This window comes from Mycolicibacterium holsaticum DSM 44478 = JCM 12374 (genome assembly GCF_019645835.1).
Lineage (GTDB): Bacteria > Actinomycetota > Actinomycetes > Mycobacteriales > Mycobacteriaceae > Mycobacterium > Mycobacterium holsaticum.
Genome location: NZ_CP080998.1, coordinates 666,472 through 691,877 on the forward strand (window position 1 = coordinate 666,472; position 25,406 = coordinate 691,877).

Annotated in this window: 24 protein-coding genes and 2 pseudogenes; 14 read left to right on the forward strand and 12 right to left on the reverse strand. The window is 67.1% G+C overall.

What is annotated here, in order from left to right; translation table 11 throughout:
• Positions 1–72 precede the first annotated feature (72 nt).
• The 4 genes from K3U96_RS03270 (at position 73) to K3U96_RS03285 (ending at position 3,460) form a co-directional block, all read left to right on the forward strand.
• Positions 73–1,035, forward strand: a complete 963-nt coding sequence (locus K3U96_RS03270; protein ID WP_220692057.1) for a bifunctional MaoC family dehydratase N-terminal/OB-fold nucleic acid binding domain-containing protein — start codon at positions 73–75, stop codon at positions 1,033–1,035.
• Between the two features lie 8 nt (positions 1,036–1,043).
• Positions 1,044–1,445, forward strand: a complete 402-nt coding sequence (locus K3U96_RS03275) for a MaoC family dehydratase (protein ID WP_069406169.1) — start codon at positions 1,044–1,046, stop codon at positions 1,443–1,445.
• Between the two features lie 73 nt (positions 1,446–1,518).
• On the forward strand, positions 1,519–2,688 hold the full coding sequence (ltp2, locus tag K3U96_RS03280; protein ID WP_220692058.1) for a 17-hydroxy-3-oxo-4-pregnene-20-carboxyl-CoA lyase: 1,170 nt from the start codon (positions 1,519–1,521) through the stop codon (positions 2,686–2,688).
• Between the two features lie 40 nt (positions 2,689–2,728).
• A complete protein-coding gene (locus tag K3U96_RS03285; RefSeq protein WP_220692059.1) occupies positions 2,729–3,460 on the forward strand; it encodes a hypothetical protein in 732 nt (243 codons plus the stop codon).
• Between the two features lie 7 nt (positions 3,461–3,467).
• On the opposite strand, the gene K3U96_RS03290 is transcribed toward K3U96_RS03285, so the two are convergent.
• From K3U96_RS03290 to kstD, 3 genes are all read right to left on the reverse strand, one after another.
• On the reverse strand, positions 3,468–4,298 hold the full coding sequence (locus tag K3U96_RS03290) for an MPT63 family protein (protein ID WP_220692060.1): 831 nt from the start codon (positions 4,296–4,298) through the stop codon (positions 3,468–3,470).
• 240 nt (positions 4,299–4,538) lie between these two features.
• A complete protein-coding gene (locus K3U96_RS03295) occupies positions 4,539–5,399 on the reverse strand; it encodes an enoyl-CoA hydratase ChsH3 (RefSeq protein ID WP_220692061.1) in 861 nt (286 codons plus the stop codon).
• Positions 5,399–7,081 (reverse strand): 3-oxosteroid 1-dehydrogenase, encoded by a 1,683-nt coding sequence (gene kstD / locus K3U96_RS03300; RefSeq protein ID WP_069407581.1) that lies wholly within the window; start codon positions 7,079–7,081, stop codon positions 5,399–5,401. The genes K3U96_RS03295 and kstD overlap by 1 nt, the downstream gene beginning before the upstream one ends.
• 73 nt (positions 7,082–7,154) lie before the next feature.
• Between kstD and K3U96_RS03305 the strand changes: the two genes are divergently transcribed.
• From K3U96_RS03305 to K3U96_RS03330, 6 genes and pseudogenes are all read left to right on the forward strand, one after another.
• The gene (locus tag K3U96_RS03305) at positions 7,155–7,940 is read left to right on the forward strand and encodes a 2-keto-4-pentenoate hydratase (RefSeq protein WP_220692062.1); all 786 of its coding nucleotides are present in this window, start codon (positions 7,155–7,157) and stop codon (positions 7,938–7,940) included.
• Positions 7,941–7,954: 14 nt separating this feature from the next.
• Complete coding sequence (locus tag K3U96_RS03310) at positions 7,955–8,872, forward strand: acetaldehyde dehydrogenase (acetylating) (protein ID WP_220692063.1); 918 nt, start codon at positions 7,955–7,957, stop codon at positions 8,870–8,872.
• On the forward strand, positions 8,869–9,957 hold the full coding sequence (dmpG, locus tag K3U96_RS03315; protein WP_069407580.1) for a 4-hydroxy-2-oxovalerate aldolase: 1,089 nt from the start codon (positions 8,869–8,871) through the stop codon (positions 9,955–9,957). Before K3U96_RS03310 ends, dmpG begins: the two co-directional genes overlap by 4 nt.
• A pseudogene (trhA, locus tag K3U96_RS03320) lies at positions 9,891–10,616 on the forward strand (PAQR family membrane homeostasis protein TrhA); the annotation flags it as partial. The gene dmpG and the pseudogene trhA, both read left to right, overlap by 67 nt.
• 15 nt (positions 10,617–10,631) lie before the next feature.
• Positions 10,632–12,710, forward strand: a complete 2,079-nt coding sequence (locus K3U96_RS03325; protein WP_220692064.1) for a RecQ family ATP-dependent DNA helicase — start codon at positions 10,632–10,634, stop codon at positions 12,708–12,710.
• A gap of 83 nt (positions 12,711–12,793) precedes the next feature.
• Positions 12,794–13,204, forward strand: coding sequence for a heme-binding protein (locus K3U96_RS03330; RefSeq protein ID WP_220692065.1), 411 nt, complete (start codon positions 12,794–12,796; stop codon positions 13,202–13,204).
• A 70-nt stretch (positions 13,205–13,274) separates the two neighbouring features.
• Here the strand turns inward: K3U96_RS03330 and K3U96_RS03335 are convergent, their stop codons facing one another.
• Positions 13,275–14,204, reverse strand: coding sequence for an IclR family transcriptional regulator (locus K3U96_RS03335; protein WP_220692066.1), 930 nt, complete (start codon positions 14,202–14,204; stop codon positions 13,275–13,277).
• A gap of 83 nt (positions 14,205–14,287) precedes the next feature.
• On the opposite strand from K3U96_RS03335, the gene K3U96_RS03340 reads away from it, so the two are divergent.
• Genes K3U96_RS03340 through K3U96_RS03350 form a run of 3 tightly spaced genes read left to right on the forward strand, consistent with a single transcriptional unit; the run spans position 14,288 to position 17,330 of the window.
• On the forward strand, positions 14,288–15,415 hold the full coding sequence (locus K3U96_RS03340) for a hypothetical protein (RefSeq protein WP_220692067.1): 1,128 nt from the start codon (positions 14,288–14,290) through the stop codon (positions 15,413–15,415).
• Positions 15,415–16,188: an SDR family oxidoreductase gene (locus K3U96_RS03345; protein WP_220692068.1), complete on the forward strand. Its 774-nt coding sequence runs from the start codon at positions 15,415–15,417 to the stop codon at positions 16,186–16,188. Before K3U96_RS03340 ends, K3U96_RS03345 begins: the two co-directional genes overlap by 1 nt.
• Positions 16,188–17,330, forward strand: a complete 1,143-nt coding sequence (locus K3U96_RS03350) for a sulfotransferase family protein (RefSeq protein ID WP_069406193.1) — start codon at positions 16,188–16,190, stop codon at positions 17,328–17,330. Before K3U96_RS03345 ends, K3U96_RS03350 begins: the two co-directional genes overlap by 1 nt.
• A gap of 34 nt (positions 17,331–17,364) precedes the next feature.
• Here K3U96_RS03350 and K3U96_RS03355 read toward each other — a convergent pair whose 3' ends face one another.
• The 3 genes from K3U96_RS03355 to K3U96_RS03365 all read right to left on the reverse strand — a co-directional run bounded on the left by K3U96_RS03355 (position 17,365) and on the right by K3U96_RS03365 (position 19,803).
• Positions 17,365–17,820: a hypothetical protein gene (locus tag K3U96_RS03355; protein WP_220692069.1), complete on the reverse strand. Its 456-nt coding sequence runs from the start codon at positions 17,818–17,820 to the stop codon at positions 17,365–17,367.
• Positions 17,817–18,974: a 3-ketosteroid-9-alpha-monooxygenase, oxygenase component gene (locus K3U96_RS03360; RefSeq protein ID WP_069406195.1), complete on the reverse strand. Its 1,158-nt coding sequence runs from the start codon at positions 18,972–18,974 to the stop codon at positions 17,817–17,819. The genes K3U96_RS03355 and K3U96_RS03360 overlap by 4 nt, the downstream gene beginning before the upstream one ends.
• A gap of 226 nt (positions 18,975–19,200) precedes the next feature.
• Positions 19,201–19,803: a hypothetical protein gene (locus K3U96_RS03365; protein ID WP_220693378.1), complete on the reverse strand. Its 603-nt coding sequence runs from the start codon at positions 19,801–19,803 to the stop codon at positions 19,201–19,203.
• 117 nt (positions 19,804–19,920) lie between these two features.
• Between K3U96_RS03365 and K3U96_RS03370 the strand changes: the two genes are divergently transcribed.
• Positions 19,921–20,904 (forward strand): MOSC domain-containing protein, encoded by a 984-nt coding sequence (locus tag K3U96_RS03370; protein ID WP_220692070.1) that lies wholly within the window; start codon positions 19,921–19,923, stop codon positions 20,902–20,904.
• Here K3U96_RS03370 and K3U96_RS03375 read toward each other — a convergent pair.
• The 5 genes and pseudogenes from K3U96_RS03375 to K3U96_RS03395 form a co-directional block, all read right to left on the reverse strand.
• Positions 20,901–21,196 (reverse strand): annotated as a pseudogene (locus K3U96_RS03375) (nuclear transport factor 2 family protein). The gene K3U96_RS03370 and the pseudogene K3U96_RS03375 overlap by 4 nt on opposite strands.
• 3 nt (positions 21,197–21,199) lie before the next feature.
• The gene (locus K3U96_RS03380; RefSeq protein WP_220692071.1) at positions 21,200–22,078 is read right to left on the reverse strand and encodes a TIGR03619 family F420-dependent LLM class oxidoreductase; all 879 of its coding nucleotides are present in this window, start codon (positions 22,076–22,078) and stop codon (positions 21,200–21,202) included.
• Positions 22,075–23,253, reverse strand: a complete 1,179-nt coding sequence (locus tag K3U96_RS03385; RefSeq protein WP_220692072.1) for a thiolase family protein — start codon at positions 23,251–23,253, stop codon at positions 22,075–22,077. The genes K3U96_RS03380 and K3U96_RS03385 overlap by 4 nt, the downstream gene beginning before the upstream one ends.
• A gap of 31 nt (positions 23,254–23,284) precedes the next feature.
• Positions 23,285–24,349 (reverse strand): thiolase family protein, encoded by a 1,065-nt coding sequence (locus K3U96_RS03390; RefSeq protein WP_220692073.1) that lies wholly within the window; start codon positions 24,347–24,349, stop codon positions 23,285–23,287.
• A gap of 9 nt (positions 24,350–24,358) precedes the next feature.
• Positions 24,359–25,363, reverse strand: a complete 1,005-nt coding sequence (locus tag K3U96_RS03395; protein WP_220692074.1) for a Zn-ribbon domain-containing OB-fold protein — start codon at positions 25,361–25,363, stop codon at positions 24,359–24,361.
• Between the last annotated feature and the right edge of the window lie 43 nt (positions 25,364–25,406).

Sequence of the window (25,406 nt, forward strand, 5' to 3'; positions counted from 1 at the left end):
GGACGCCGATGAGCGCTTGCGCGAAGAGCAGAGGACGCCGATGAGCGCTTGCGCGAAGAGCAGAGGGCACCGATGAGCGTCGACGACATCAAGGCCGCCGCCGAGCGGGTCAAGGCCGAAGGCAAGAGCAAGCCGCGGGTGGGCCGCCATCCCGTCAACCAGCCGATGATCGAGCACTGGCTCGACGCGATGGGCGACAAGAACCCGATCTACGTCGACGAGGCCGCGGCGAAGGCGGCCGGTCATCCCGGCACCGTCGCCCCGCCCGCGATGATCCAGGTGTGGACGATGATGGGTCTCGGCGGTGTGCGCCCCGACGACGACCCGCTCGGCAAGATCATCGAGTTGTTCGACGACGCAGGCTATATCGGGGTGGTCGCGACCAACTGCGAACAGACGTATCACCGGTATCTGCGGGTCGGCGAACAGGTCAGCGTCACCGCCGAACTGACCGACGTCATCGGTCCGAAGAACACCGCGCTCGGCGAGGGGTTCTTCATCACGCAGAAGATCACCTGGCAGGTGGGCGATGAGGATATCGCCGAGATGATGTGGCGCATCATGAAGTTCAGGCCTGCCGACGATCAAGGTGGTGCGGCTAGCCAGGTGCCCGACGATCTGGACGCCGACTCGATGATGCGGCCGGCGTCGTCGCGGGACACCAAGTTCTTCTGGGACGGGGTCAACGCGCACGAACTACGCATCCAGAAGCGTCCCGACGGCACGCTGCAGCATCCGCCGGTGCCGGCGCTGTGGCAGGACAAACAGCAGCCCACCGACTATGTGGTGGCCAGCGGCAAGGGCGCCGTGTTCAGTTTCGTGGTGCACCACGCCCCGAAGGTGCCCGGCCGTACCCTGCCGTTCGTCGTCGCGCTCGTCGAACTCGAAGAGGGCGTTCGGATGCTCGGGCAGCTGCGCAATGTCGACCCCGCCGCGGTGGAGATCGGAATGCCGGTCCGCGCAACGTTTATCGACTTTCCCGAAGGCGATTCAGGCCCGGCCTGGACACTGTACGCATGGGAGCCTGACGAATGACGAACAGTGTGAGCACACCGACTGTCGAAGTAGGCGCCAAGCTGCCCGAACTGGCGCTGTACGGCGATCCGACGTTCATCGTGTCGACGGCGATCGCGACCCGGGACTATCAGGACGTCCACCACGACCGCGACAAGGCGCAGGCCAAAGGGTCAAAGGACATCTTCGTCAACATCCTCACCGACACCGGCCTGGTGCAGCGCTACATCACCGACTGGGCGGGCCCCACCGCGGTCATCAAGTCGATCGGTCTACGTCTCGGGGTGCCGTGGTACGCCTACGACACCGTGACGTTCAGAGGTGAGGTCACCGCCGTCGACGACGGGCTCATCACGCTGAAAATCACTGGCAGCAACAGCCTTGGCGACCATGTCATCGCCAACGCGACGCTCACCATCGGAGGTAACTGATGCCGCGAAGGCGACCGGGAGTGAGGATCGCAGCGAGGAACGAGCGAGGACCGGAGCGAGCGGGGAGCCGAGCATGAGCAAGAGCGCGCTGTCCGGCAAGGCGGCGATCGTCGGGATCGGCGCCACCGACTTCTCCAAGGACTCGGGTCGCAGCGAGCTTCGGCTCGCCTCGGAAGCCGTTCTCGACGCGCTCGCCGACGCCGGCCTGACCCCGGCCGACGTCGACGGCATGGTCACCTTCACGATGGACTCCAACACCGAGGTAGCCATCGCGCGCGCGATCGGCATCCCGGAGCTGAAGTTCTTCTCCAAGATCCACCATGGCGGCGGAGCGGCCTGCGCCACCGTCCAGCAGGCCGCGATCGCGGTCGCGACCGGCGTCGCGGATTGCGTTGTGGCGTACCGGGCTTTCAACGAGCGCTCGGGTACCCGCTTCGGTCAGGTGCAGATGCGGCTGGTCGAGAACGCCGACTCCACCGGTGTGGACAACTCGTTCTCCTATCCGCACGGGCTGTCCACACCCGCAGCGCAGGTGGCGATGATCGCCAGGCGGTATATGCATCAGTCCGGTGCCACCAGCAGAGACTTCGGTGCGGTTTCGGTCGCGGACCGCAAGCACGCGGCCAACAACCCGAAGGCGTACTTCTACCAGAAGCCGATCACCATCGAGGACCACCAGAATTCGCGGTGGATCGCCGAACCGCTGCGGCTGCTGGACTGCTGCCAGGAAACCGATGGTGGGGTGGCGCTGGTCATCACCTCCGCCGAGCGGGCCAAAGACCTCAAACACCGGCCCGCGATCATCGAGGCGGCCTCCCAGGGTTCCAGTGCAGACCAATATTCAATGGTCAGCTACTACCGGCCCGAGCTCGGCCTGCCGGAAATGGGGTTGGTGGGTAGGCAGCTGTGGGAGCAGTCCGGTCTCAAGCCGACCGACATCCAGACCGCGATCCTCTACGACCATTTCACGCCGTTCACGCTGATTCAGTTGGAGGAGCTCGGCTTCTGCGATCAAGGCGACGCCAAGGACTTCATCGCCGACGGCGCCATCGAGATCGGCGGACGGCTGCCGATCAACACTCACGGCGGCCAATTGGGTGAGGCGTACATCCACGGCATGAACGGCATCGCCGAAGGGGTGCGGCAGCTGCGCGGCACGTCGGTCAACCCGGTGCCGAACGTCGAGCACGTGCTTGTCACCGCAGGCACCGGCGTGCCGACATCGGGTCTGATCCTGGGCTGACCCCGCCACCGGGCGTGGCGCGGCCACTACCCTCGGACCCGTGAGTTCGCCGCAGCCACCGGATCCGTCCGCCAAGCCGCCGGACGCCGACGGCGACTGGCCGCGCCGCTTCGACGCCCCGCTCACCGTGAACCCCCGGCCGGTGCAACCGCGTTCGGTGCCCAAACTGGTGCCGGTTGCGCTGACCGTAGTCGTCGCCGTGGTCGCGATCGGCGGGCTGGTGTTCTGGTTGTTGCGGCCGACAACAGACGGCGAGCGTTCCGCCGCCGAGCCGCCTGCCGCGCCGCCGACGACGTTGCCGACGACGTTGTCCCCGACCACCACGTCACCGGAGCCGGCGCCACGTCTTGACCATGACGCCCGCCTTATGCAGATGCTGCCACGCGGCTACCCAGCCGGCTCATGTGAAGCCGTCAACGCCCCGGAAAGCGTTCTGGCACAGGTCAACTGCACCAACAACATCGATCCGGACGGTCCGCTGTCGGGCGTCTACACGTTGGTCGCCGACAAGGCTGCGCTTGACGCCGCGTTTGGAAAGGCGCTGCAGTCCGCCAACCGGGTGGTGTGCCCCGGCAACATCCAGTCACCGGGCCCGTGGCGGCGCAACGCCACGCCGGACCGGGTGAGCGGCACGTTGTTCTGCGGGCTTCGGGAAGGTCAGCCCACGGTGGTCTGGACCGACGACGATCGACTTGTGGTCAGCGCCGTCGAGAGCGGCCCGCAGGGGCCGACCTTCCCGCAGTTGTACGCCTGGTGGTCATCGCACTCGTGACAGCGGTTCAGGGCGTCGGGGCCGGCGTGTAGGTCGTCGGTGTCGGCGCCTGATCACCCGCGGGGACCGGAGTTCCCTGGCTGCCTGCGGGCTGCGGAGTCCCTTCCGCGGTGGCGGGAGCCGGCGCACCCTCAGCCGGCGCTGCGGCGGGTGTGCCCTCGGCCGGTGTGCCTTCCGGCAGCGGGGTGCCCTGGCTGCCCTCGGGCGCTTCGGTCCCCATCGCGGCCGGCGCGGCCGACGTGCCCTCGGCCGCCGGTGCGGCCTGGGTGGGGCTTTGAGTCGACGGATACGACGTCGACGCGGCACCGCTGGATGTCGACTTCGGCGCCTGGACCCAGACGATCAGGTCCTGGCCGCCCGCGTTGTAGACGATGCTGTTCGGCTCGGCGCCGGTGACGTCGAAATACACCTTGCCGGTGGTCTGTTCACCCTGCGGAAGCGCGGCCGGGTTGACCCCCTGCGGGGTGGCGACACCGAACAAGGCGCGGTACGTCTGGCCGTCGCTGGCGCGGGCGTTGAGGTTCGACACGATCGGGATCACGGTGCCTTGGATCGCTTGATCGTTGGCGGTGACCTCCCACAGCGTCCCCTGCACGGTGTAAGGAATCGGGTCGCTGCTCGGCTGAAGGTTATCGACGGTCCAGCCCTGAACAACGTTTCCGTCAACCAGCTTCCCCTGGTTTCCGAGCGTCAATGTCTGAACCTGGATCTGCGGCTGAGTCTGCGTCTGTGTGGTGGCTTCGGCTTCGACGTCCGCGGCTGCGACCGGCGCGGCGAAAACGCCGATGACTCCGGCCGCGGCGAAAGTGGCGGTTGCCGATAGCGATATCTTGGTCATCTTGTTCAAGGTGATGCACTCCTGGTCGTCCGACTTTCGGCATCCCCTACCCGTGGGGACGGTTTTTCCAAACCCGAACCTAACAAATTGCCAGGTGATTGTGGAAAGTCGTCAGCCCGCCCGAACGTGAGATGCGTTATGGGCGTGCATGTTCAGCAACGCCGCACATCGTAAGGGCAGCGGGGTATACCTAAGCCGACCTGCGAATGGTGTTTTGCTGGCAAAGTCGATCCGGCGACGTCAGGCCGGAATCAACTCCACCCCGGCCAGCGCCACCGCGTCGTCACGCTCCGGCGCGGTGACCACCGCAATGAAACGGTCACCCTCTTTCCAGATGCGCGCCTGCAACGTTTCGCCGGGAAACACCACACCGGCGAAGCGCGCACCGTAGCTTGCGACGCGCGCGGTGTCACCGTCGAGCAGGGTGTCCACCATCGCCTTGCACGTCATGCCGTAGGTGCACAACCCGTGCAGGATCGGGCGCGGAAAGCCTGCAGCCGCCGCGAAATCGGGATCGGAGTGCAGCGGGTTGCGGTCCCCGCACATGCGGTAGAGCAAGGCCTGTTGCGGTGACGTCGAAATTGCCAGTTCGAAGTCGGCTGCCCGCTGCGGCGGCTCGGAGGAAGTCGAGGGCCCACGCTCGCCACCGAAACCCCCCTCGCCGCGGGCGAAGATCGACCGTTTCTGCGTCCACAGCAGCGTGCCGTCCGGCGCGGTCACCGTCGTCTCCGACCAGATCACCGCGGCCTTGCCCTTGTCCCAGATGTCGGTGAACCGGGTGACCGCACGACCGGTGCCCGACGCGGGAATCGGGCCCGGCGCCGACACCGCCTCGCTGGCGTGCAGCACCTTGGACAGCTCGATGTCGATCCCGGGGAACTGCACGCTCGGGGGTTCGGTCATGTGAAAGCTCTGTGCGACGTTGCCGAACGTCGGCAGCACCTGCGGGGTGTCGTCGACCAGATACCGCAATTCGCGCTTGTCCATCGGATCCAGCCCGGCGCCGAGGCCGAGATGGTAGAGCTGGACATCGCTGCTGGACCAAGAGAACTCAGCGGCGGGCAGTTCGGCGCCCAGCGCCTCGTCGAGATTGATCGGCATCAGTTCTTCCCCGCTATTTGTAGTGCTGCCAGGTATCCGAACGTCATCGCCGGACCGATGGTGCCGCCCGGGCCGGGATAGGTGTGTCCCATCACCGGTGCGCTGACATTGCCTGCAGCATATAGCCCTTCGATCACCGAGCCGTCGTCGCGCAGTGCGCGCCCGTGCACGTCGGTGCGGATACCGCCCTTGGTGCCCAGATCGCCTGGCACCAGCTTGGCTGCGTAGTACGGACCGTGGCTGATCTCACCGAGGTTGGGGTTGGGCTTGTTGGTGGGGTCGCCGTAGTAGCGGTCGTAGGCGCTTTCGCCGCGGTGGAAATCCTCGTCGACACCGGAGCGGGCGAACCCGTTGAACCGCTCGACCGTGGCCTTGAACGCGTCGGCGGGCAGGCCCGCCGTGGCTGCGAGTTCTTCGAGGGTGTCGGCCTTGATGATGACTCCGGATTCCAGCCACTTGCTCGGGATGCGTTGTCCCGGCTGCAAGCCGGCGAAAATGTAGCGGTCGCGGTACTGCTGGTCGAACACCAGCCACGCCGGGATGTTCTCGCCCGGCCCCGGCCCCTGCCCGTACTGCCCGCCGTACATGTGGTGGCAGGCCTCGACATACGGCATCGATTCGTTCATGAACCGCTTACCCGCCATGTTCACGATGATCGAGCCCGGCGAGTTGCGCTCCGACAGCGCGAACCACGGCGCACCGACCAGCGGCACCGTCGGACCCCACCAAGCGTCTTCCATGATGTCCAGTGCGGCGCCGAGCTTTTCGGCAGCCAGGATGCCGTCGCCGGTGTTGGCCACCGCGCCCACCGTCCACTCGGTGCTGATCGGCGCCCGCTGGTACTTCACCCGCATCTGCTCGTTGTGCTCGAAGCCACCCGAGCCGAGGATCACGCCGCGACGGGCCCGGATCAGTTCGGGCTCAGTGGATTCCGGGGCGTTGGTGTCCCGGACATAGATTCCACAAACCCGGCCGTCCTCGACGTAGAGGTCGGTCAGCGCGGTGTTCAGGCGCACCGGAACGTCGGCCTTGCGCAGCGCGATGCGCAGCGGCGCGATCAGCGCGCGGCCCATGCCGACCAGGTTCTTGCCGGTGACCTTGCCCCAGGTGGCGCGAACCCCGACCTTGAGGCTGCGGATCACCCCGCGCGGGTGGCGCTTGAGCTGGTTGAGCCGGACATAGTCCTGCTGCATGACGACCATGTTCATCGGCACCTTGCCGTAGGGCGGCTCCAGGCCGGGCAGGTCGGGGCCCAGCTTGTTGGCGTTGAACGGCTTGGGCTCCACGGAGCGCCCGGTGGGCTTACCGCCTGGGGTCTCCGGGTAGTAGTCGGAGTAGCCGGGCACCCAGCACAGCTTCAGCGGCGAGTTCTTGAGGACGAACGACAGCATCTCCGGGCCGCGCGCGAGGTAGGTGTCGATCTTCTCGGCGGGGACGACGTCGCCGATGATGTTGTGCAGGTAGGTGCGGGCGGCCTCGGGGGTGTCCTTGACCCCGTCGCGCTTGAGTACCTCGTTGTTCGGGATCCACACGCCCCCGCCTGACCGCGCAGTGGAACCACCGTAGTGCGGCGCCTTCTCAACGACTATCGTCGAGAGTCCCTGGTGAGCGGCGGTAAGGGCGGCGACCATGCCGGCGGCGCCGCTGCCCACCACGACGACGTCGTACTCCTGTCCGGTCATGTAGAACACGTTATAGAATTGCCCGGCCGACCCACAACTGCGCCGGTCGACGAAACGAGGGGACTTCACGTAGATGCTCAGTTCCGAGGTTCGTGAGCAACTGGCCGTTGAGCTGGCCGACGCCGAGCGCAGCCGGGTGCCGATCGCACCGTTGACCGACCGCCACCCGGACATCGACGTCGTTGACGCCTACGAGATCCAGTTGATCAACATCCGGCAGCGGGTCGCGGCAGGGGCGAAGGTCATCGGCCACAAGGTCGGCCTGTCGTCGAAGGCCATGCAGCAGATGATGAACGTCGACGAACCCGACTACGGACACCTGCTCGACCAGATGGCGGTGTTCGAGCACACGCCCGTGAAATCCGCCGACTACCTCTATCCGCGCGTCGAGGTGGAGGTGGGTTTCATCCTGGCCGAGGACCTGCCGGGCGCCGACTGCACCGAGGCGGACGTGCTGGCCGCGACGGCCGCGTTCGCTCCTGCCATCGAGTTGATCGACACCCGGATCAGCGACTGGAAGATCAAGCTCTGCGACACGATCGCCGACAACGCGTCCTCCGCGGGCTGGGTGCTCGGGGAGAACCGCGTCGCACCCTCCGACATCGACATCTGCAACATCGATGCGGTGCTGACCCGCAACGGCGAGGTGGTAGCGAAGGGCCGCAGCGACGCCGTGCTGGGCAACCCGGTGACCGCGGTGGCCTGGCTGGCCCGCAAGGTGGAGGGCTTCGGTGTCCGTCTCAAGGCGGGTGACATCGTGCTGCCGGGTTCGTGCACGAAGGCGTTCGACGCCACCCCCGGCGCCGAATACGTCGCAGATTTCGCCGGGCTCGGCTCGGTGCGTTTGAATTTCGAATAGTCGAGGAGCTACTAATGCCGAACAAGGCCTCTGTCGCGATCGTCGGATCGGGCAACATCAGCACCGATCTGCTCTACAAGCTGCTGCGCTCGGAGTGGTTGGAACCGCGGTGGATGATCGGCATCGACCCGCAGAGCGAGGGTCTGGCGCGCGCCCGCAAGCTCGGGCTGGAAACCTCGCATGAAGGTGTGGACTGGCTGCTGGCCCAGAGCGAGAAACCTGACATGGTCTTCGAGGCCACCAGCGCCTACGTGCACCGCGATGCGGCGCCGAAATACGCCGAGGCCGGTATCCGCGCGATCGACCTGACCCCGGCGGCGATCGGGCCGGGCGTGATCCCGCCGGCCAATCTGCGTGAGCACCTCGATGCGCCCAACGTGAACATGGTGACCTGCGGGGGGCAGGCGACCATCCCGATGGTCTATGCGGTATCGCGGGTGGTCGGCGTGCCCTACGCCGAGATCGTCGCGTCGGTGTCGTCGGCGTCCGCGGGCCCCGGCACACGGGCCAACATCGACGAGTTCACCAAGACCACCAGCGCCGGCGTCGAGGTGATCGGCGGCGCGCAGCGCGGCAAGGCCATCATCATCCTCAACCCGGCCGAACCGCCGATGATCATGCGCGACACCATCTTCTGCGCGATTCCCGAGGATGCCGACCACGCGGCCATCACCGAGTCGATCAAGGATGTGGTCGCCGAGGTGCAGACCTACGTGCCCGGATACCGACTGCTCAACGAGCCGCAGTTCGACGAGCCGTCGGTGGTCAACGGCGGAAACCATCTGGTGACCGTGTTCGTCGAAGTGGAGGGTGCGGGTGACTACCTGCCGCCCTACGCTGGAAACCTGGACATCATGACCGCCGCGGCGGCCAAGGTGGGCGAGGAGATCGCGAAAGAATCCCTCGCCACAACGGCAGGAGGTCAGGCATGAGTGTTACCGACGAGATCTACTTCAATCCGATCTGGGATGTCCGGATGACGGACACCTCGCTGCGCGACGGCAGCCACCACAAACGTCACCAGTTCACCAAGGACGAGGTGCATGCGATCGTCGCCGCGCTGGACGCGGCGGGGGTGCCGGTCATCGAGGTGACCCATGGCGACGGTCTCGGCGGATCCAGCTTCAACTACGGGTTCTCCAAGACCCCGGAGCAGGAGCTGATCAAGGTGGCCGCCGAGACGGCCAAGGAATCCAAGATCGCCTTTCTGATGCTGCCCGGTGTCGGCACCAAGGAGGACATCAAGGAGGCGCAGAACAACGGCGGTTCGATCTGCCGCGTCGCCACCCACTGCACCGAGGCCGACGTGTCGATCCAGCACTTCGGCCTTGCGCGCGAACTCGGGTTGGAGACCGTCGGCTTCTTGATGATGAGCCACACGATTCCGCCGGAGAAGCTGGCCGCGCAGGCCCGCATCATGGCCGACGCCGGCTGTCAGTGCGTGTACGTCGTCGACTCCGCGGGCGCGCTGGTGCTCGAGGGCGTGCGGGATCGGGTCGCGGCCTTGGTCGCCGAACTCGGTGACGACGCGCAGGTCGGTTTTCATGGTCACGAGAACCTCGGCCTCGGGGTGGCCAACTCGATCGAGGCCGTGCGCGCGGGTGCCAAGCAGATCGACGGGTCGTGCCGCCGGTTCGGCGCCGGTGCGGGCAACGCCCCGGTCGAGGCGCTGATCGGGGTGTTCGACAAGATCGGTGTGAAGACCGGCATCGACTTCTTCGATATCGCCGACGCCGCCGAAGAGGTGGTGGCCCCCGCGATGCCCGCCGAGTGCCTGCTCGACCGCAACGCGCTGATCATGGGTTACTCCGGGGTGTACTCCAGCTTCCTCAAGCACGCGATCCGCCAGTCCGAGCGTTACGGCGTGCCCGCACATCAGCTGCTGCACCGCGCCGGGCAGCGCAAGCTGATCGGCGGCCAGGAAGATCAGCTCATCGACATCGCGCTGGAGATCAAGCGCGAACTGGGGGCAGCCCCGGCGCAGCCACGCGGAGACGCAGCGTCGACCGCCGGCTAGCGAGTTCGGCCGGCACCCTCGCCGGGCCGCCGCGCGCGCGGGGCTGGATCCATCTCGTCTTCGCGGCGTTGGCCGTCGTCGCCGGTGCCGCACTGGTGCCCGTCGCGTGGAGTTCGGGCACACCGCGGGCCGGATGGTCGGCGCTGGTCTACGTCACCGCCATCGTCGCCATGTTCAGCGTGAGCGCCGCCTATCACCGGGTCCGCTGGGTCTCGGTCGGCGCGCACCGCTGGATGATGCGGCTGGACCATTCGACGGTGTTCGTCTTCATCGCCGCCACCTACACACCACTGGCGTTGGTGGCGATGCCGCCGCTGGCGGGATCCAAGATGTTGGCGATCGTCTGGACGGGGGCGGCCTGCGGCGTTGCGCTCAAGATGGTGTGGCCGTCGACTCCTCGGTGGGTGGGCGTGCCGCTGTACCTCATGCTCGGCTACGTCGCCATCTGGTTCGCCGAAACCCTGCTCGACGGAGCAGGTTTCGCGGTGGTCGCCCTTCTGGTCGCGGGCGCGGTGCTCTACAACGTCGGCGCCGTCGTCTACGGCGTGCGCTGGCCCGATCCGTGGCCGCAGACCTTCGGGCACCACGAGTTCTTCCACGCGTTCACCGCGGCCGCCGCGGTCTGCCACTTCGTCGCGATCTGGCTTGTCGTTGCCTAGTTGCACGATGAAGCGATGACAACGCGAGAGCAGGCCCAGGCGATCCTCGGGCAGCTGGCAGGGCCGCACGCCGCGCTGCGCGACGACCAGTGGACGGCCATCGAGGCATTGGTGGTGCACCGGCGGCGCGCGCTCGTCGTGCAGCGCACCGGCTGGGGTAAGTCCGCGGTGTACTTCATCGCCGCCAAGCTGTTGCGTGCCGCCGGCCACGGCCCGACGGTGATCGTCTCACCGCTGCTGGCGCTGATGCGCAACCAGGTGGGTGCCGCCGACCGGGCGGGTGTCCACGCCGCGACCATCAACTCGAGCAACGTCGCCGAGTGGGACGACATCCACCGCCGGGTACACGCCGGTGAACTCGACGTCCTGCTGGTAAGCCCGGAACGGTTGAACAACCCCGACTTTCGTGACACGGTACTGCCCGCACTGGCCAAGGACGCCGGGCTGGTGGTGGTCGACGAGGCGCACTGCGTATCGGACTGGGGCCATGACTTCCGGCCCGACTACCGGCGGATCCGCACGCTGATCGCCGAACTGGGCGCCGACATCCCGGTGCTGGCCACCACCGCGACCGCCAACGACCGGGTGGTCGAGGACGTCGCGGCGCAGCTGGGCGTCGGCGGGGGTGACACGCTGGTGTTGCGCGGCGGCCTTGACCGCGCGTCCCTGCGGCTCTCGGTGGTCAAGGCGGGAAGCCCCGCGCAACGTGCGGCTTGGCTTGCCGCGCATTTGGCTTCGCTGCCCGGCTCGGGCATCGTCTACACGCTCACCGTCGCCCAGGCCCACGACATCGCCGCACTGCTGCGCGAACAGGGGCATCCGGTCGCGGCCTACACCGGTTCGACCGAGGCCGCAGAGCGTGAACAACTCGAGGCGGACCTGCTGGCCAACCGGGTCAAGGCGCTGATCGCCACGTCGGCGCTCGGCATGGGCTTTGACAAACCCGACCTCGGGTTCGTCGTGCATCTCGGCGCGCCGTCCTCGCCCATCGCCTACTACCAACAGGTCGGGCGCGCTGGCCGGTCCACCGAGAGCGCCGAGGTGGTGTTGCTGCCCGGGAGCGAGGACCAGGAGGTCTGGCGGTACTTCGCATCCGTGGCGTTTCCGCCGGAAGCATTGGTGCGCAAGGTTATCCGGGAACTCGATGCGGATCGGCCGCTGTCGAGCGCGGCCCTGGAGCCACTCGTCGACCTCAACCGGACCCGGCTGGAAATGGTGTTGAAAGTGCTCGACGTCGACGGTGCGGTGCGCCGCGTCAAGGGCGGCTGGCTGGGCACCGGGCAGGAGTGGACCTACGACGAAGCGCGCTACCGAAAGCTCGACGAGGCGCGCAAACGCGAACAGCAGGCGATGCTCGACTACCAGGCCACCGACGGCTGCCGGATGGCGTTCCTGCGGGCCCAACTCGACGATCCCGAACTTGCCCGCGACGAACGCTGCGGCCGCTGCGACAACTGCACGGGCGCGCGCTACGACACCGTCGTCGACGCCACGGCCGAACAGGACGTCAAGGCGCGGCTCATGCGGCCCGGGGTGGAGCTCACGCCGCGCAAGCAGTGGCCCACGGCGTTGAGCAGGCTCGGGCTGGATCTGAAGGGCCGAATCGGCGACGGCCCGGAAATCGGGCGGGTGCTGGGGCGGCTGACCGATCTCGGATGGGGTGCGCGGTTGCGCCGCTTGCTCGACGAACCCGATGCGCAGGTGCCCGCCGAAGTCGTCGACGCGGCGGTGCAGGTGCTGGCCTCGTGGAACTGGCAGACCCGCCCGACCGCGGTGATGGCGCTGGATTCGGACACCCACCCCTTGCTGATCGCCTCGCTGGCCCGCGAGCTCGCCCGCCTCGGCCGGCTGACCGATCTGGGAGTGCTGCGCTACGCGCCCGGGCGCCGGCCGGTGACCGCGGCGAACTCGGCCTACCGCGTAGCTGCGCTGGACGGTGCGTGGGAGCCGCCCGACCTGTCCGGGGTCACGGGCCCGGTGCTGCTGGTGGACGACGTGACCGACACGGGCTGGACGCTGACGATGGCGTCGCGGGTGGTCAGGGCCGCTGGGGCGACCGAGGTGCTGCCGTTTGCGCTGGCCAGCACGAGCTGAGCTGGGGTTTGTTTAGCCTGCCCCCGGCAGCGGCTACGCCTTCGTGGAGCGGCCACGTGGCCGCAGACCGAAGGAGTGATTCGATGAACCTGTCCGCAACGACCGTTCGACGCGGCCTGTACGGCATGTTTGCAGGCGGCCTGCTCGCGTTTGGGTCCGCCGCGATCGTCACACCGGTCGCCAACGCTCAACCGGCGCCGACGCCGACGCAGGACTCCAGCTGCAGTGTGAGCGCGATCGCCACGACGTCAAGCACGGTGGCGGCATCCACCAGCACCTACCTCGCCTCCAATCCCGAGGCCAACGAGGCGCTGACGAAGATCGCCACGCAGCCGCAGGAGCAGGCGACCGAGGGTTTCCGCACCTACTTCGCGCAGAACCCGCAGGTCGAGTCCGAGCTGAAGACGATCAACCAGCCGGTGACAGAGATCTCGAACGAGTGTGGTGTCGAGGTGACGCCCACGCCGATCTCGGCCGCGTTGACTGACGCCTAACCCGTGACGACCTTGTGGCGCCGGTTTCGACCGGCGCCACAAGCGTCGCCGCTCACCGGCTTACACGTGGTCAGCGTAGACGTGGACGCGCAGACTGCGGTTGCGGTTTCATCCCGCCCAGCTGGGCCGTCACGGCATCGGCCGTCGCGACCAAAGCGCGTGCCCGCTCGGTGATCTCGGTGTCGGTCAGCGCCGTTCCGATGTGCATCGAGGCGACCATGACCTGCCGTCGGTAGTGGTCGTACACCGGTGCCGAGATCACGCTGATGTCATGGCGCCTGCGGGGACCGGAGTTCTCGTCGCGCAGGTACACCCGCTCACCGATGCCGGAGACCAATTCGCCGAGCAGCGCCCGCAGTTCGTCGGGCAGATCCGAGGACATGCCCGCCATCAACGAGTACAGCCGTCGTCCACCCGGGGTCAGCCGCTCCACGAGGTAACCGTCCGCGCGGCATTCGGCGATCACCCGGCTCAGCCGCCCGGCGTCCGTCCGCAACGGCATCGTCGGCTCCTTGGCCAACCAGTCGCGTTCGGCCTCGTCGTCCCACAGCACGAACATCAGGCCCACCGGCGGGGCGAACGGATAGCTCTGGCCGACCTCGACGCCCGGCCGCGCGCCGGGCGGCGCCACCAGGTCCAGCACCGTGATCCGGTCGTCGACGACACCGGAGAGCGCCGCGGTGACGCCGAACCGCGCGGAGAGCCGGCGCAGTTCCTCGCGGGCGGCCGGGCTGACGCGCATCGACTCCTGCGCCCGGTGGCCCAGCGTGATCAGCGACGGGCCCAGTCGGTAGGTCTTGTCGGAGGCGTCGCGCACCAGATAGCCCGCGTCGCACAGCGAGGTGACGATGCCCAGGCAGGTCGGCTTGCTCAGGCCGACGCGCCGGGCCAGGTCCGATACGCCGAAGCGCTCTGCGGGACGGTCCGCCAGGTAGTCCAGGATGCGCACCACCCGGTCGGTCGGTGGCGACGCGCGGCCCGAAGACTCCGTCGTGGACACGCCAGCAGCCTACTCTCGTTCCATATATGTACCGAAGCGGTCGATATATTGACTACACCTGGAACGGGTTCTAGTTTCAAGGCGTGTACTCGCAGCCACTGATCGACGCCATCGCCGAGGCCGAAAGGCTGGTCGTCGAGGCGCACTTCATCCAATCCGACGCCGACCTCCTCGAGGGCCTGCAATACCTCGCCGGGTGCATTGCCTCGTGCACGCACCTGGCGTTCGACTACGAGCGGGACCACCCGTTCCTGCAGTCCGGTACGGGGCCGTTCACCAAGATGGGTCTGGACAACCCCGACGCGCTGTACTTCGGCACCCGGGTTCACGCCGGTCACGAGTACGTCATCAGCGGTAAGCGCGGCACCACGACCGATCTGGCGTTCCAGATGATCGGCGGGGAGTACACCGACGACAACGTCCCGCCGAGCCAGGCCGCGTTCGACGACCGCGAACTCGACATCGCCGACGACGGCACGTTCGAATGGCGGGTGGTCCCCGACAGCCCGGCGCAGTTGGTCATCCGCGAGGTCTACAACGACTGGTCTGCGCAGCGCGGCCACATCAGCATCGCGCGCACCGACACCGCCGGCACCGCGCCGCCACCGCTGACACCCGAGACGATCCACAAGCGCTACGCCGTCGCGGGTAAGCAGTTGGTGCAGCGGGTCAAGACGTGGCTGCAGTTTCCGCAGTGGTTCTACGACAACCTTCCGGTCAACACCATGACCGCACCGAGGCGCACCCCGGGCGGGCTGGCCACCCAGTACTCGTCGGTGGGGCACTTCGACCTCGCACCGGAGCAGGCCATGATCATCACGCTGCCCGTCTCCGACGCACCGTATCTCGGCTTTCAGCTGGGCAGCCTGTGGTACATCTCGCTGGACTACATCAACCACCAGACATCGTTGAACGGTACTCAGGCCCAAGCTGATCCGGACGGCAAAGTCCGGATCGTGGTTTCCGACGGTAATCCCGGCGTGACGAACTGGTGCGAGACGTTGGGGCACAGCAAGGGCTATCTGCAGTTCCGTTGGCAGCGGCTGTCGCGGGAGTTGACCGAGGCCGACGGCCCCGCCGTCGAGGTGGTCGACCTCGACAAGGTGGCGGCCGCGTTGCCGTACTACGAATCGAACAAGATCTCCAGTGAGGATTGGCGCGCGCGGATCGCGCTGCGCCAGAAGCAGATCGGCGACAGGATGGTGGGGTAGTGCTGGAAAACAAGGTCGTGGTCATCAGCGGCGTCGGACCGGCGTTGGGCACCACGTTGGCGCGGCGCTGTGCGCAGGCCGGCGCCGATCTGGTGCTGGCCGCCCGTACCGTCGAACGACTCGAGGACGTGGCCAAGCAGGTGACCGACACCGGACGTCGCGCGGTGACCGTGGGTACCGACATCACCGACGACGCGCAGGTGGACAACCTCGTCGAGGAGACGATGAAGGCGTACGGCCGCGTCGACGCGCTGATCAACAACGCGTTTCGGGTGCCGTCGATGAAGCCGTTGGCCGACACCACGTTCGAGCACATGCGCGATGCCATCGAGTTGACGGTGTTCGGCGCGCTGCGGTTGATCCAGGGTTTCACCCCGGCGCTGGCCGAGGCCAAGGGTTCGGTGGTGAACGTCAACTCGATGGTGGTGCGCCACTCGCAGGCCAAGTACGGCGCCTACAAGATGGCCAAGTCCGCGCTGTTGGCGATGTCGCAGTCGCTGGCCACGGAACTGGGGGAGCAAGGCATCCGGGTGAACTCCATACTGCCCGGCTACATCTGGGGCGGCACGCTGGAAAGCTATTTCAACCACCAGGCCGGCAAGTACGGAACCACGGTAGAGGAGATCTACAACGCCACCGCCGCCGCGTCGGACCTCAAGCGGTTGCCGACGGAGGACGAGGTGGCCTCGGCCATCCTGTTCATGGCCAGCGACCTGTCCAGCGGTATCACCGGCCAGGCGCTTGACGTCAACTGCGGGGAGTACAAAGCCTGATGGCGCGCACCGACGTCGGCACCGTCGAAGACCTGCACGCTTCAGCGACCAAGGCGTGCGGTCTGGACGATTTCGGCACCGATGACGACAACTACCGGGAGGCGCTGGCCGTCCTGCTGGAGTCGTTCAAACGCGACGCGGACCTGACCGAGTTCGGCAGCAAGATGCAGCGGTTCTTCGTCCGCAACGCACTGGTCGCCCGGTTACTTTCCGAGGCGGCGTGGAAGCAGTTCCCCCAGCACGCCGACGTCGTCATCGAGCGGCCCATCTTCGTGACCGGCCTGCCGCGCACCGGGACCACCGCCATTCACCGGTTGCTCACCGCAGACCCGGCGCACCAGGGCCTGGAGCTCTGGCTGGCCGAATTCCCCCAACCCCGCCCGCCCCGCGAAACCTGGCCGGACAACCCGGCTTTCGCCGAGCTCGACGCGCGGTTCAAGAAGGCCCACGACGAGAACCCGGACTACACCGGGTTGCACTACATGACCGCCGACGAGGTCGAGGAGTGCTGGCAGCTGCTGCGCCAGTCGTTGCACTCGGTGTCCTACGAGACGCTGGCGCACCTGCCGACGTACTCGCAGTGGCTGGCCAAGCAGGACTGGACCAAGCCGTATCAGCGGCACCGGCGCAACCTGCAGTTGATCGGTCTCAACGACGCCGAGAAGCGCTGGGTGCTCAAGAATCCCAGCCACCTGTTCGCGCTCGACGCGCTGCTCGAAACCTATCCCGATGCGCTGGTCGTGCAGTGTCACCGGCCCGCCGAAACCATCATGGCGTCGATGTGCTCGCTGGCGCAGCACACCACAGCGGGCTGGTCGGACTCGTTTGTCGGCGCCCGGATCGGCGAAGACGCGATGGAAACCTGGTCACGCGGCCTGCGGCGGTTCACCACCGTTCGGGCCGAGCACGATCCGGCGCAGTTCTGCGATGTCGACTACTTCGAGTTCGTCAAGGACCCGGTCAGCAGCGTCGAAGAGATCTATCGGTATTTCGGCATCGAGTTCACCGACGCGGCGCGTGCGGCGGTGCAGCACCGCTTCGCCGAAAGCCAGCAGGGCCCGCGCGCGCCCAAGCACACCTATTCGCTGGCCGACTACGGGCTGACCGACGAGCAGGTCAAGGAACGGTTCAAGGGCCTGTAACTTCACCCGGCGCAGACAGAGTCCCTCTGGGCTCTCAACCGTCGCCGGGGGCAGGTGCTGAGGACGCCTCCTCCAGACATCCCTCGGCGACCGCATGTTTGATGCTGTCGGCCAATCGGGGACAGGACCGGGCGCGGGCCGGATCCTCACCGGCGGCGCGCATTTCGGCGAACACCGCGCAGCGCTGTGACGCCTCGGTGTTCCACTGCACCGACGTGTGGGCCGGCCCGAGTTTCTTGACATCGACCGACACGTGGCAGAACCGGCAGTCGACTGACACCAGGCCCGAGGTCAGATACCGCTCACGGTCACGCTGGGTGGCCTCCTGCAGCGCAGCGGCCCGCTCGGCACCGAACACCCGCGCCTTGGACCAGGTGCCGCCGCTACGGCCGTCACCGACCGGATGATCGTCGTCGTCGTGGGCGCCGTGCAGCATCAACATCGCCCGGGCCAGCCGGTCGACGTCAGGTGCGTCCTCGCGCGGGCTCATGACGAGCTTTGCTCGGCCTTTTCCTGTTCGGAGGCTTGCTTTTTGAGGTTCTCCTCGACCTCGACGTGCCACTTCTCGTTGGCCGCGGTGGTGTCGACCTCCATTTCGAAGCGGTCGGTCATATCCGGCGTGACGTCGGCGACATCGACGTAGAACTGCTGATACCACCGGCGCATCTGGTAGACGGCGCCGTCCTCTTCGACCAGCAGCGGGTTGTCGATGCGGGTCTTGTGCTTCCAGATCTCGACGTCCTGCAGGAAGCCCTTGCTGACACCCTCGGTGAACACGTCGGCCAGCCGCTGGGTGGTCTTCTCGTCGAGTCCCTTTGGCTTCTCGACGATCACGCCCCACTGCAGCATGAACGAGTTCTGTGTGACGGGGTAGTGGCAGTTGATCAGGATCGACTCGGCCTTGTATCCGCCGTAGTTGTTGTGCAACCAGTTGATCATGAACGACGGACCGAAGTAGGACGCCTCGGAGTCGAGGTGGGCCTCACCGTAACTGGTGCCCATGTCGGTGATGTCGGGCCGCCCGACGTTGTGCAGGTACTGCGAGGCGATGTGGCCCTCGAAGACGTTCTTGAAGTACGTCGGCAGGCCGAAGTGGATGTAGAAGAAGTGCGCCATGTCGGTGACGTTGTCGATGATCTCGCGGCAGTTGGCGCCCTCGATCAGAATCGAGTTCCACTTCCAGTCCGTCCACTCCGGGTTCTCGAACTCCGGAATCTCGGGAATGCGCACCTCGGGTTGCGGCGGGTTGCCCTCATGGTCGTGCCAGACGAACAGCAGACCGCCGCGCACGTCGGTGTGCCACGCGCGGGTGCGCGCCAGCCGGGGGGTGCGCTTGGCGTAGGGCACCAGCTTGCACTTACCGTCGCCGCCCCAGCGCCAATCGTGGAACGGGCAGGCGACCTCGTCGCCCTTGATGGTGCCCTGGGCCAGGTTGCCGCCCATGTGACGGCAGTACCCGTCGAGCACCTTCACATCGCCCTTGGAGTCGGCGAAGACGACCAGCATGGTGCCGAAGATCTCAATGCCGTGCGGCTTGCCGTCGCGGTAGTTCTCTACCGGCCCCAGACAGTGCCAGCCGCGCGCATACCGGTCGGGCAGGGCGCCGGTATCTATCTCGCGGACTCCCGCGGTTTCCGTGTTCACGGTTGGGCCTCCCGATTCTGTGTCTCTAACTAGAACACGTTACAGTTTTTCCGGTCGGTCGCGCAATATAAGCAGGTAATTGGCCTGTTCGCACATGCGCTCGTCGCTAGTCAACTGTTGTATAGCCAGACCGAGATGTGGGTGAACATCAACCCCGGCGCCTACCAGGAGTTGGCCCGCCGCTACGCGACGGGTTTGCAGCGCGTCGAGTAGTCCGCGTGGAACATCACTGCGGCAGGCCGGTGCGAAGGGCGATCTGCTGCATTTTGCCGACGTTGATGACGTACTCGTCGGTGGTGGCGTCCCCGAGCGCACTTTGGAACTCCAAGCGCACCAGGGCCGGACCGTGCGTGAACAGCAGCAGCGTGGCCGCTTTGCTGCCGTCAGGCGAGGTCCCGACGGCCATGGTGCCGTCGGTGCCGACCGGCGCCGACTTCGGTGTTGCGTCCGCGACCACCGTGTCGATCCGGGGCAGCGCCTCGCGCAGCGTCGTGGTCGCCGTCTCGGCGTCGGGATAGATGACGATCGTGTCGGCGATCGCACGGGTGTCGTCCTCGTTGACGAACAATGCGCTGGCCCCTGGCAGGCCGTTGGGGCCCGGATTCGTCGATTGCACGGTGAAAGTGTCTTCGTCATCGCTGAGATCGGATGGCTGAAGCAGCAGGTGGGCGTAGTCGGTGGCCGGGTCGGCTTTGTCGGTGTCGCTGGTCGTGGGAGCGGGCTGCGTCGACGATGTCGTCGATGACGCCGACGGGCCCTGACCGGGCGCATCCGGGTTGGGGCCGGCCGCCTCACAACCGACCACGGCAGCACACAGCAGCGCCGCCATCGCGGCGGCTGATGTCGATTTCACAGCTGTAAGCATTGTGACTGGAGTTTCGGGTTGATGGCTCGATCAGCGGTCACTGCCCAACGTACTGAAGCCGCGCGGCGCTACGGTGTCGAGATGACAAACGGGCACGTCGCCGAACTGTGGCGCTATCCGGTGAAGTCGCTGGGCGGCGGGCCGGTTGAGCACGTCGATATCCGCGCCCGCGGTGTGCACGGCGATCGGTTGTGGGCGGTGCGCGACGTCGAACGTGACGTCACCGCGTCGGCGCGACGGATACCGGCGTTGCTGACCGCCACCGCGCGCTACGCCGGCGCCGTGCCAGCCGACGCGGGCGCGGGCAACGCCCCGGAAGTCGAAATCACCTTTCCCGATGGCACCGTGCTGTCCAGCAACGACGGCCAGGTGCACGCCAAGCTGTCCGAACTGGCAGGCCGGGAGGTCCGGTTGACGGCGCTGCCGCCCGCCGACGACACCAGCCTGCACCGGCTGAGCCGCGCCGAGCGTGCCCACACGTCGATCGCGTCGGTGCGCAGCGACCTGGGCCTCGCCGAAGGGGAGAAACTGCCCGACTTCTCGATGATGCGGATATCGGATCTGGCCACCCAGGCGCGCTACTCGACGCCGCCGGGCAGCTTCGTCGACTCCGCGCCGGTACATGTGCTGTCCAAGACCAGCATCGCCACCGTCGGCGCAGAGCTCGAGGCGGGCCTCGATGTCCGCCGGTTCCGGCCGAATGTTCTTCTGGAACTGGGTGATCCAGATGGGAGCCTGCCGGAGTCGAACTGGCTGGGCGGGCGGCTCACGCTCGGGGCCGCGGTACTGACCGTGACGATGCCGACGATCCGCTGCGTCGTACCCAGCCGCGCGCAGCCGGGCATCGACGTCGACCGCAGGATCACCAGGGCAGTGGCCGAACGGGCCGGGCGCTGTCTCGGCGTGTACTGCTGGGTCGACACCGCCGGGACCGTGCGGGTCGGCGATGCGGTGACGGTCGGTTCGGTGCCGGTCCCGCGGCGACTGCTCGCCGACGCGGCCCGGCGCGCCAAGCGGTTCACGTTCGGCCTGGGCGCCGCTGCGGTGGAACGGCTCTCCCGCTAGATCTTTCGCGCGCTGGCGGTCGCGCGGTCCAGTTCCCAGTACGCGCGCAACGCGACCAGCTTGCCGTCGTCGTTGACGCGGTAGGTGAACACCCCTTCGGCGGTGACTTCGTAACCGGCGGAGCGGATCACGATGGTGCCGACGTTGGCCTCCGCGACGGTCCGATGGGATCCTCGATGACGGCATCCTCGGCGAAGTTGTCCAGCCAGGCCTGCTTGTCGTGGGCTATCGCGGTCTCGCGGGATCGTTTGCCGGCCAGGTGAACCGGGGCCTGCGGGTTGGTCACCGCCACGGGTCAGTCCTGCCAGCCCGAGTGGATGAAGGTGTCGGCGAAGCGTTTCATCGCGTCCTGCTTCTTCTCCAGCGGGGCGTCGAAGCCCAGGCCCTCGAAGACCCATGGCATCACGATGTTGTCGGTGACGCCCGCCTCGGCGAGCTCACGGTGTCCGTCGACGTCGAACTTGTCGATACACACGGCCTGGAACTCGAACGGCACATCGTCGCGGCCGAATTCGGCGAGCAGCGTCGTGAGCTTGCCGATCGTTTCGGCCAGCTCGGCAGCCGTCATCATCGCGCTGGTCCAGCCGTCGCCGACACGGGCTGCCCGCTTGAGCGCGACGTCAGTGTGGCCGCCGACGTAGAAGGGCACCGGCGCACTGGGCGCGGGGCTCATCTGCAGCTTGTCGAAGTCGTAGAACTCGCCGTGGTACTCCACCATGCCGCCGCCGAGTACAAGTCTGATCACCTCGACCATCTCGTCGACGCGTTTACCGCGTTTGGCGTAGGGCTGCCCGCACCATTCGAACTCTTCTGGCGCCCAGCCGATCCCGACGCCGAAACCGAACCGGTTGCCGGTGACGTTGGCGACCGAGCCGACCTGACGCGCCAGCAGCAGCGGGTTGCGCGAGCCCAGCTTCATCACGTTGGTGTAGAACCGCAGTGTCGAGGTGACCGCGCCCATCGCACCCGCGGCGATCAGCGGATCGACCCACGGCGTGTCGGCGTCCCACATCCGCGAACCGTCCGGCGTGTACGGGTAATCCGCCGACTGCTTCTCCATGTAGAAGATCGAGTCAGGCAGCGCGATCGAGGTGAAGCCCACCTCCTCTGCGGTCTTGGCGATCCCGATCAACTGGTCGATCTGACACATCGGCACCGCGCAGGTGTACTTCATCGTCGGCCCGGTTTGTCCGCCCCGACGACCCACATCGAGTAGTACTGCGACCCGCCGCCGTACGCGTGGCCCAACGCCTTGCGGGCATTGGGCACCTGGTGATCACCTGCCTTGCCCATCACCTGGATCGCCGACTCGGCGAACCGGATCATGCCCGACGCGCCGATCGGGTTCGACGACAGCACGCCGCCCGAAGCGTTCACGGGAAGCCTGCCACCGATCGCGGTCTCACCGGCCTCGGTGAGCTTCCAGCCCTCGCCCTCCGGCGCGAAACCGAGGTTTTCCAGCCACATCGGCTCGAACCACGAGAACGGCACATAGATTTCCGCGGCGTCGATCTCGTCGATCGGGCTGGTGATCCCCGCCGCCGCCCACAACGCCTTGGCGGCGTCGCGGCCGGCCTGGGGGTTGACCTGGTCGCGGCCCGAGTAGGCCAACGGTTCGGTGCGCAACGCGGTGGCGTGGATCCATGCGACCGGATGGCCGTCGGCGGCCCGCTTGTCGGCGATCTCCTCGTTGCCGATCACCAACGCGCAGGCGCCGTCAGAGGACGGGCAGGTCTCGTCGAACCGGATCGGGTCCCACAGCATCTGGGAGGACAGCACCTTCTCCAGCGTGATGTCCGGCTGGTGCAGATGCGCCAGCGGGTTGCGGGCCCCGTTGAGCCGGTCCTTGACCGCCACCATCGCGCCGATGTGCGTCGGTGCCCCCGAGCGACGGATGTAGGCGCGCACGTGCGGTGCGAAGTAACCGCCCGCACCCGCGCCGACGGGCTTGGTGAACGGCACCGGAATGCTCAACGCCCACATGGCGTTCGACTCCGACTGCTTCTCCCACGCCATCGCCAGCACCCGGCGGTACTTGCCCGACTGCACCAGGCTGGCCGCCACGATGGCCGTCGACCCGCCGACCGACCCGGCGGTGTGCACGCGGATCAACGGTTTACCGGTGGCGCCCACGGCGTCGGCCATGAACAACTCGGGCATCATCACGCCCTCGAAGAAGTCGGGCGCCTTGCCGACCACCACGGCGTCGATGTCGTCGAACGTCGAACCGGAGTCGGCCAGCGCCCGGTCGATGGCCTCGCGGACCAGCCCGCTCATCGACACGTCGTGGCGCTTGGCCACGTACTTCGTCTGCCCCGTGCCCAGCACAGCGGCGAGATTCTTGGCCATCAGCTCAGTCCTTTGCTCTTCGCGCAAGCGCTCATCGCCCCTCCAAGGTGCATACCAGATTCTGTTGCAGCGCAGGGCCACTGGTGGCGTGCGCGAGGACCCGCTGCGCGGATCCGTTGAAGATGTGCTGCGCGGCGAAACCGATCCGCTCCAGGCCGGCCGAGAACATCGGGTTGGCCGCCAGCGCACCGCCCGAAGGGTTCACCTTCGTCGACGACGACAGCCCGATCGCCTCGGTGAGGATCAGGTGCTGGTGGGTGAACGGAGCGTAGATCTCGGCCACGTCGATCGAGCCGACGTCACCGCCGGTCGCCGCCTGGGCCGACGCGGCCGTCGACGCCGACGCGGTGAGATCGCGCGCGCCCAGCACCGGCGTCTCGATCCGGTGCTCGAAGCCGGTGATCCATGCGGGGTGCTCCCGCAGTTCGCGTGCCCGGTCGCCGGCCGCCAGCACCACCACCGACGCGCCGTCGGCGATGGGCGCGATGTCGTGGCGGCGCAACGGATCAGCGAAGTACGGCCGCTCGAGCAGTTCGGCGACGGTGTTGGCCGGCTTCTCCGAATCGGTGCGCTCGGTGACGGCGAAGGAATCCAGCGCCACCTGCGCCATCTGCTCGGCCGTCCACTTGCCGGCGTCGAGCCCGAACCGCGCCTGCAGGCCGGCGATCGACACCGAGTCCGGCCACAGCGGCGCCACGCTGTACGGATCGGTCTGCAGGGCAAGGATCCGGCGCAGGACGCTGGCCGAGGACTTACCGAAGCCGTAGGCCAGCGCGGTGTCCACTTCGCCGGTCAGCACCTTGATGTAGGCCTCGTACAGCGCCCACGCCGCGTCCATCTCGACGTGCGATTCGTTGATCGGCGGCACCGCGCCGATCGAGTCGATCGCCGATATGAACGAAAACGCGCGCCCGGCAAGGTAATCCGAGGATCCCGAGCACCAGAACCCGATGTCGGTCTGCTGCAGGCCGAGTTCGTCGTAGAGCCGATGAAAGCACGGCATCAGCATTTCGACGCCGTTGGTGGTGCCGTCGGTGCGGCGCACATGCGGCGCGTGCGCGAAGCCGACGACTGCTACATCTCTTGCCAATGTCATTTCAGGCCTTCACAGGTGGTGCTTGTAGGAGTCGTAATCGGCGTCGGGCTCACCCGTCGGCCGGAAGTGGTCGATGTTGTCGATGCCAAGGCCCCACTCCTCGCGGGGTCTCCACACCGCCTCGACGCGCATACCCATCCGAACGTCGGCGGCATCGATCTCGGTGACCAGGTGCAGGAACGCGATATCGGCGCCGTCGAGCAGTACGTAGGCGGCGACGTAGGGCGGCTTGATGCGTTGCCCGGCGAACGGGATGTTGATGACCGCAAAGGTCGTGACCGTGCCCTTGTCCGGCAGTTCGACGAACTCGTCGAGTTCCAGGCCGGTGGCTGGATCGGCCTCTTTGGGCGGGAAGTACACCTTGCCCGGCTTGCCGTCGCGGCCGCGCTTGGTCCGCGCGCCGAGCAGCTTGCCCTCCTCCAGGGCGCGCAGGAACACGCTCTCCGGCAGCGACGCGGTGTGCTGGATCTCGATCGACGACGGGCTCACCTGCACGGTGACCGGCTCGCGGTCGTCGGGCTGACCCTCCGGTTCGGCCCGATCACCCAGCTTGAAGTACGCGATGTCGGTGATCGCGCCGACCGGCTCGTCGACCCAGTGCGCGTACACCCGCGCGCCGGTGCTGATCGCATCCGACGATTCGGCATCGACTGCGTGCAGCAGCGCGGTGTCGGCCCCGTCGAGCTTGATCAGCGCCCACGCGAACGGGCGGTCCAACGGCTGGCCCGCCAACGGGGCCGGCTGCCACGTCCAGGACTGGACGGTGCCGACCGCGCTCACCGGTACGATTTCGGTCAATCGTTCGTAGGTGACGGGGTCGAACTCCGCAGGCGGCACGTGCACTCGCCCGTCGGAACCGCGCACGCCGACGATGCGTCGCTCACGCAGGGCGGTGAAGAACTGGGACAGGAGTGGCCCTACTGAACGGGTGTAGTCGAATGAGAGCCTCAGCGGTGCTGAAAGCGGCGGCTCATGCGGATCGATCTGCACCGGGCTGCTATGGCTGGTGGTCACGGCATCGAGTAGAACAGGTTCTAACAATGGTTTCAAGGACGGG

Coding starts and splice junctions, on each gene's coding strand:
- K3U96_RS03380 (WP_220692071.1), bottom strand. CDS start 22,078: ATGAAGTACACCTGCGCGGTGCCGATGTGTCAGATCGACCAGTTGATC.
- K3U96_RS03355 (WP_220692069.1), bottom strand. CDS start 17,820: ATGAGCCCGCGCGAGGACGCACCTGACGTCGACCGGCTGGCCCGGGCG.
- K3U96_RS03305 (WP_220692062.1), top strand. CDS start 7,155: ATGCTCAGTTCCGAGGTTCGTGAGCAACTGGCCGTTGAGCTGGCCGAC.
- dmpG (WP_069407580.1), top strand. CDS start 8,869: ATGAGTGTTACCGACGAGATCTACTTCAATCCGATCTGGGATGTCCGG.
- K3U96_RS03365 (WP_220693378.1), bottom strand. CDS start 19,803: ATGGCGGCGCTGCTGTGTGCTGCCGTGGTCGGTTGTGAGGCGGCCGGC.
- K3U96_RS03295 (WP_220692061.1), bottom strand. CDS start 5,399: ATGCCGATCAATCTCGACGAGGCGCTGGGCGCCGAACTGCCCGCCGCT.
- K3U96_RS03350 (WP_069406193.1), top strand. CDS start 16,188: ATGGCGCGCACCGACGTCGGCACCGTCGAAGACCTGCACGCTTCAGCG.
- K3U96_RS03290 (WP_220692060.1), bottom strand. CDS start 4,298: ATGACCAAGATATCGCTATCGGCAACCGCCACTTTCGCCGCGGCCGGA.
- K3U96_RS03330 (WP_220692065.1), top strand. CDS start 12,794: ATGAACCTGTCCGCAACGACCGTTCGACGCGGCCTGTACGGCATGTTT.
- K3U96_RS03385 (WP_220692072.1), bottom strand. CDS start 23,253: ATGGCCAAGAATCTCGCCGCTGTGCTGGGCACGGGGCAGACGAAGTAC.
- ltp2 (WP_220692058.1), top strand. CDS start 1,519: ATGAGCAAGAGCGCGCTGTCCGGCAAGGCGGCGATCGTCGGGATCGGC.
- kstD (WP_069407581.1), bottom strand. CDS start 7,081: ATGACCGGACAGGAGTACGACGTCGTCGTGGTGGGCAGCGGCGCCGCC.
- K3U96_RS03310 (WP_220692063.1), top strand. CDS start 7,955: ATGCCGAACAAGGCCTCTGTCGCGATCGTCGGATCGGGCAACATCAGC.
- K3U96_RS03390 (WP_220692073.1), bottom strand. CDS start 24,349: ATGACATTGGCAAGAGATGTAGCAGTCGTCGGCTTCGCGCACGCGCCG.
- K3U96_RS03270 (WP_220692057.1), top strand. CDS start 73: ATGAGCGTCGACGACATCAAGGCCGCCGCCGAGCGGGTCAAGGCCGAA.
- K3U96_RS03370 (WP_220692070.1), top strand. CDS start 19,921: ATGACAAACGGGCACGTCGCCGAACTGTGGCGCTATCCGGTGAAGTCG.
- K3U96_RS03325 (WP_220692064.1), top strand. CDS start 10,632: ATGACAACGCGAGAGCAGGCCCAGGCGATCCTCGGGCAGCTGGCAGGG.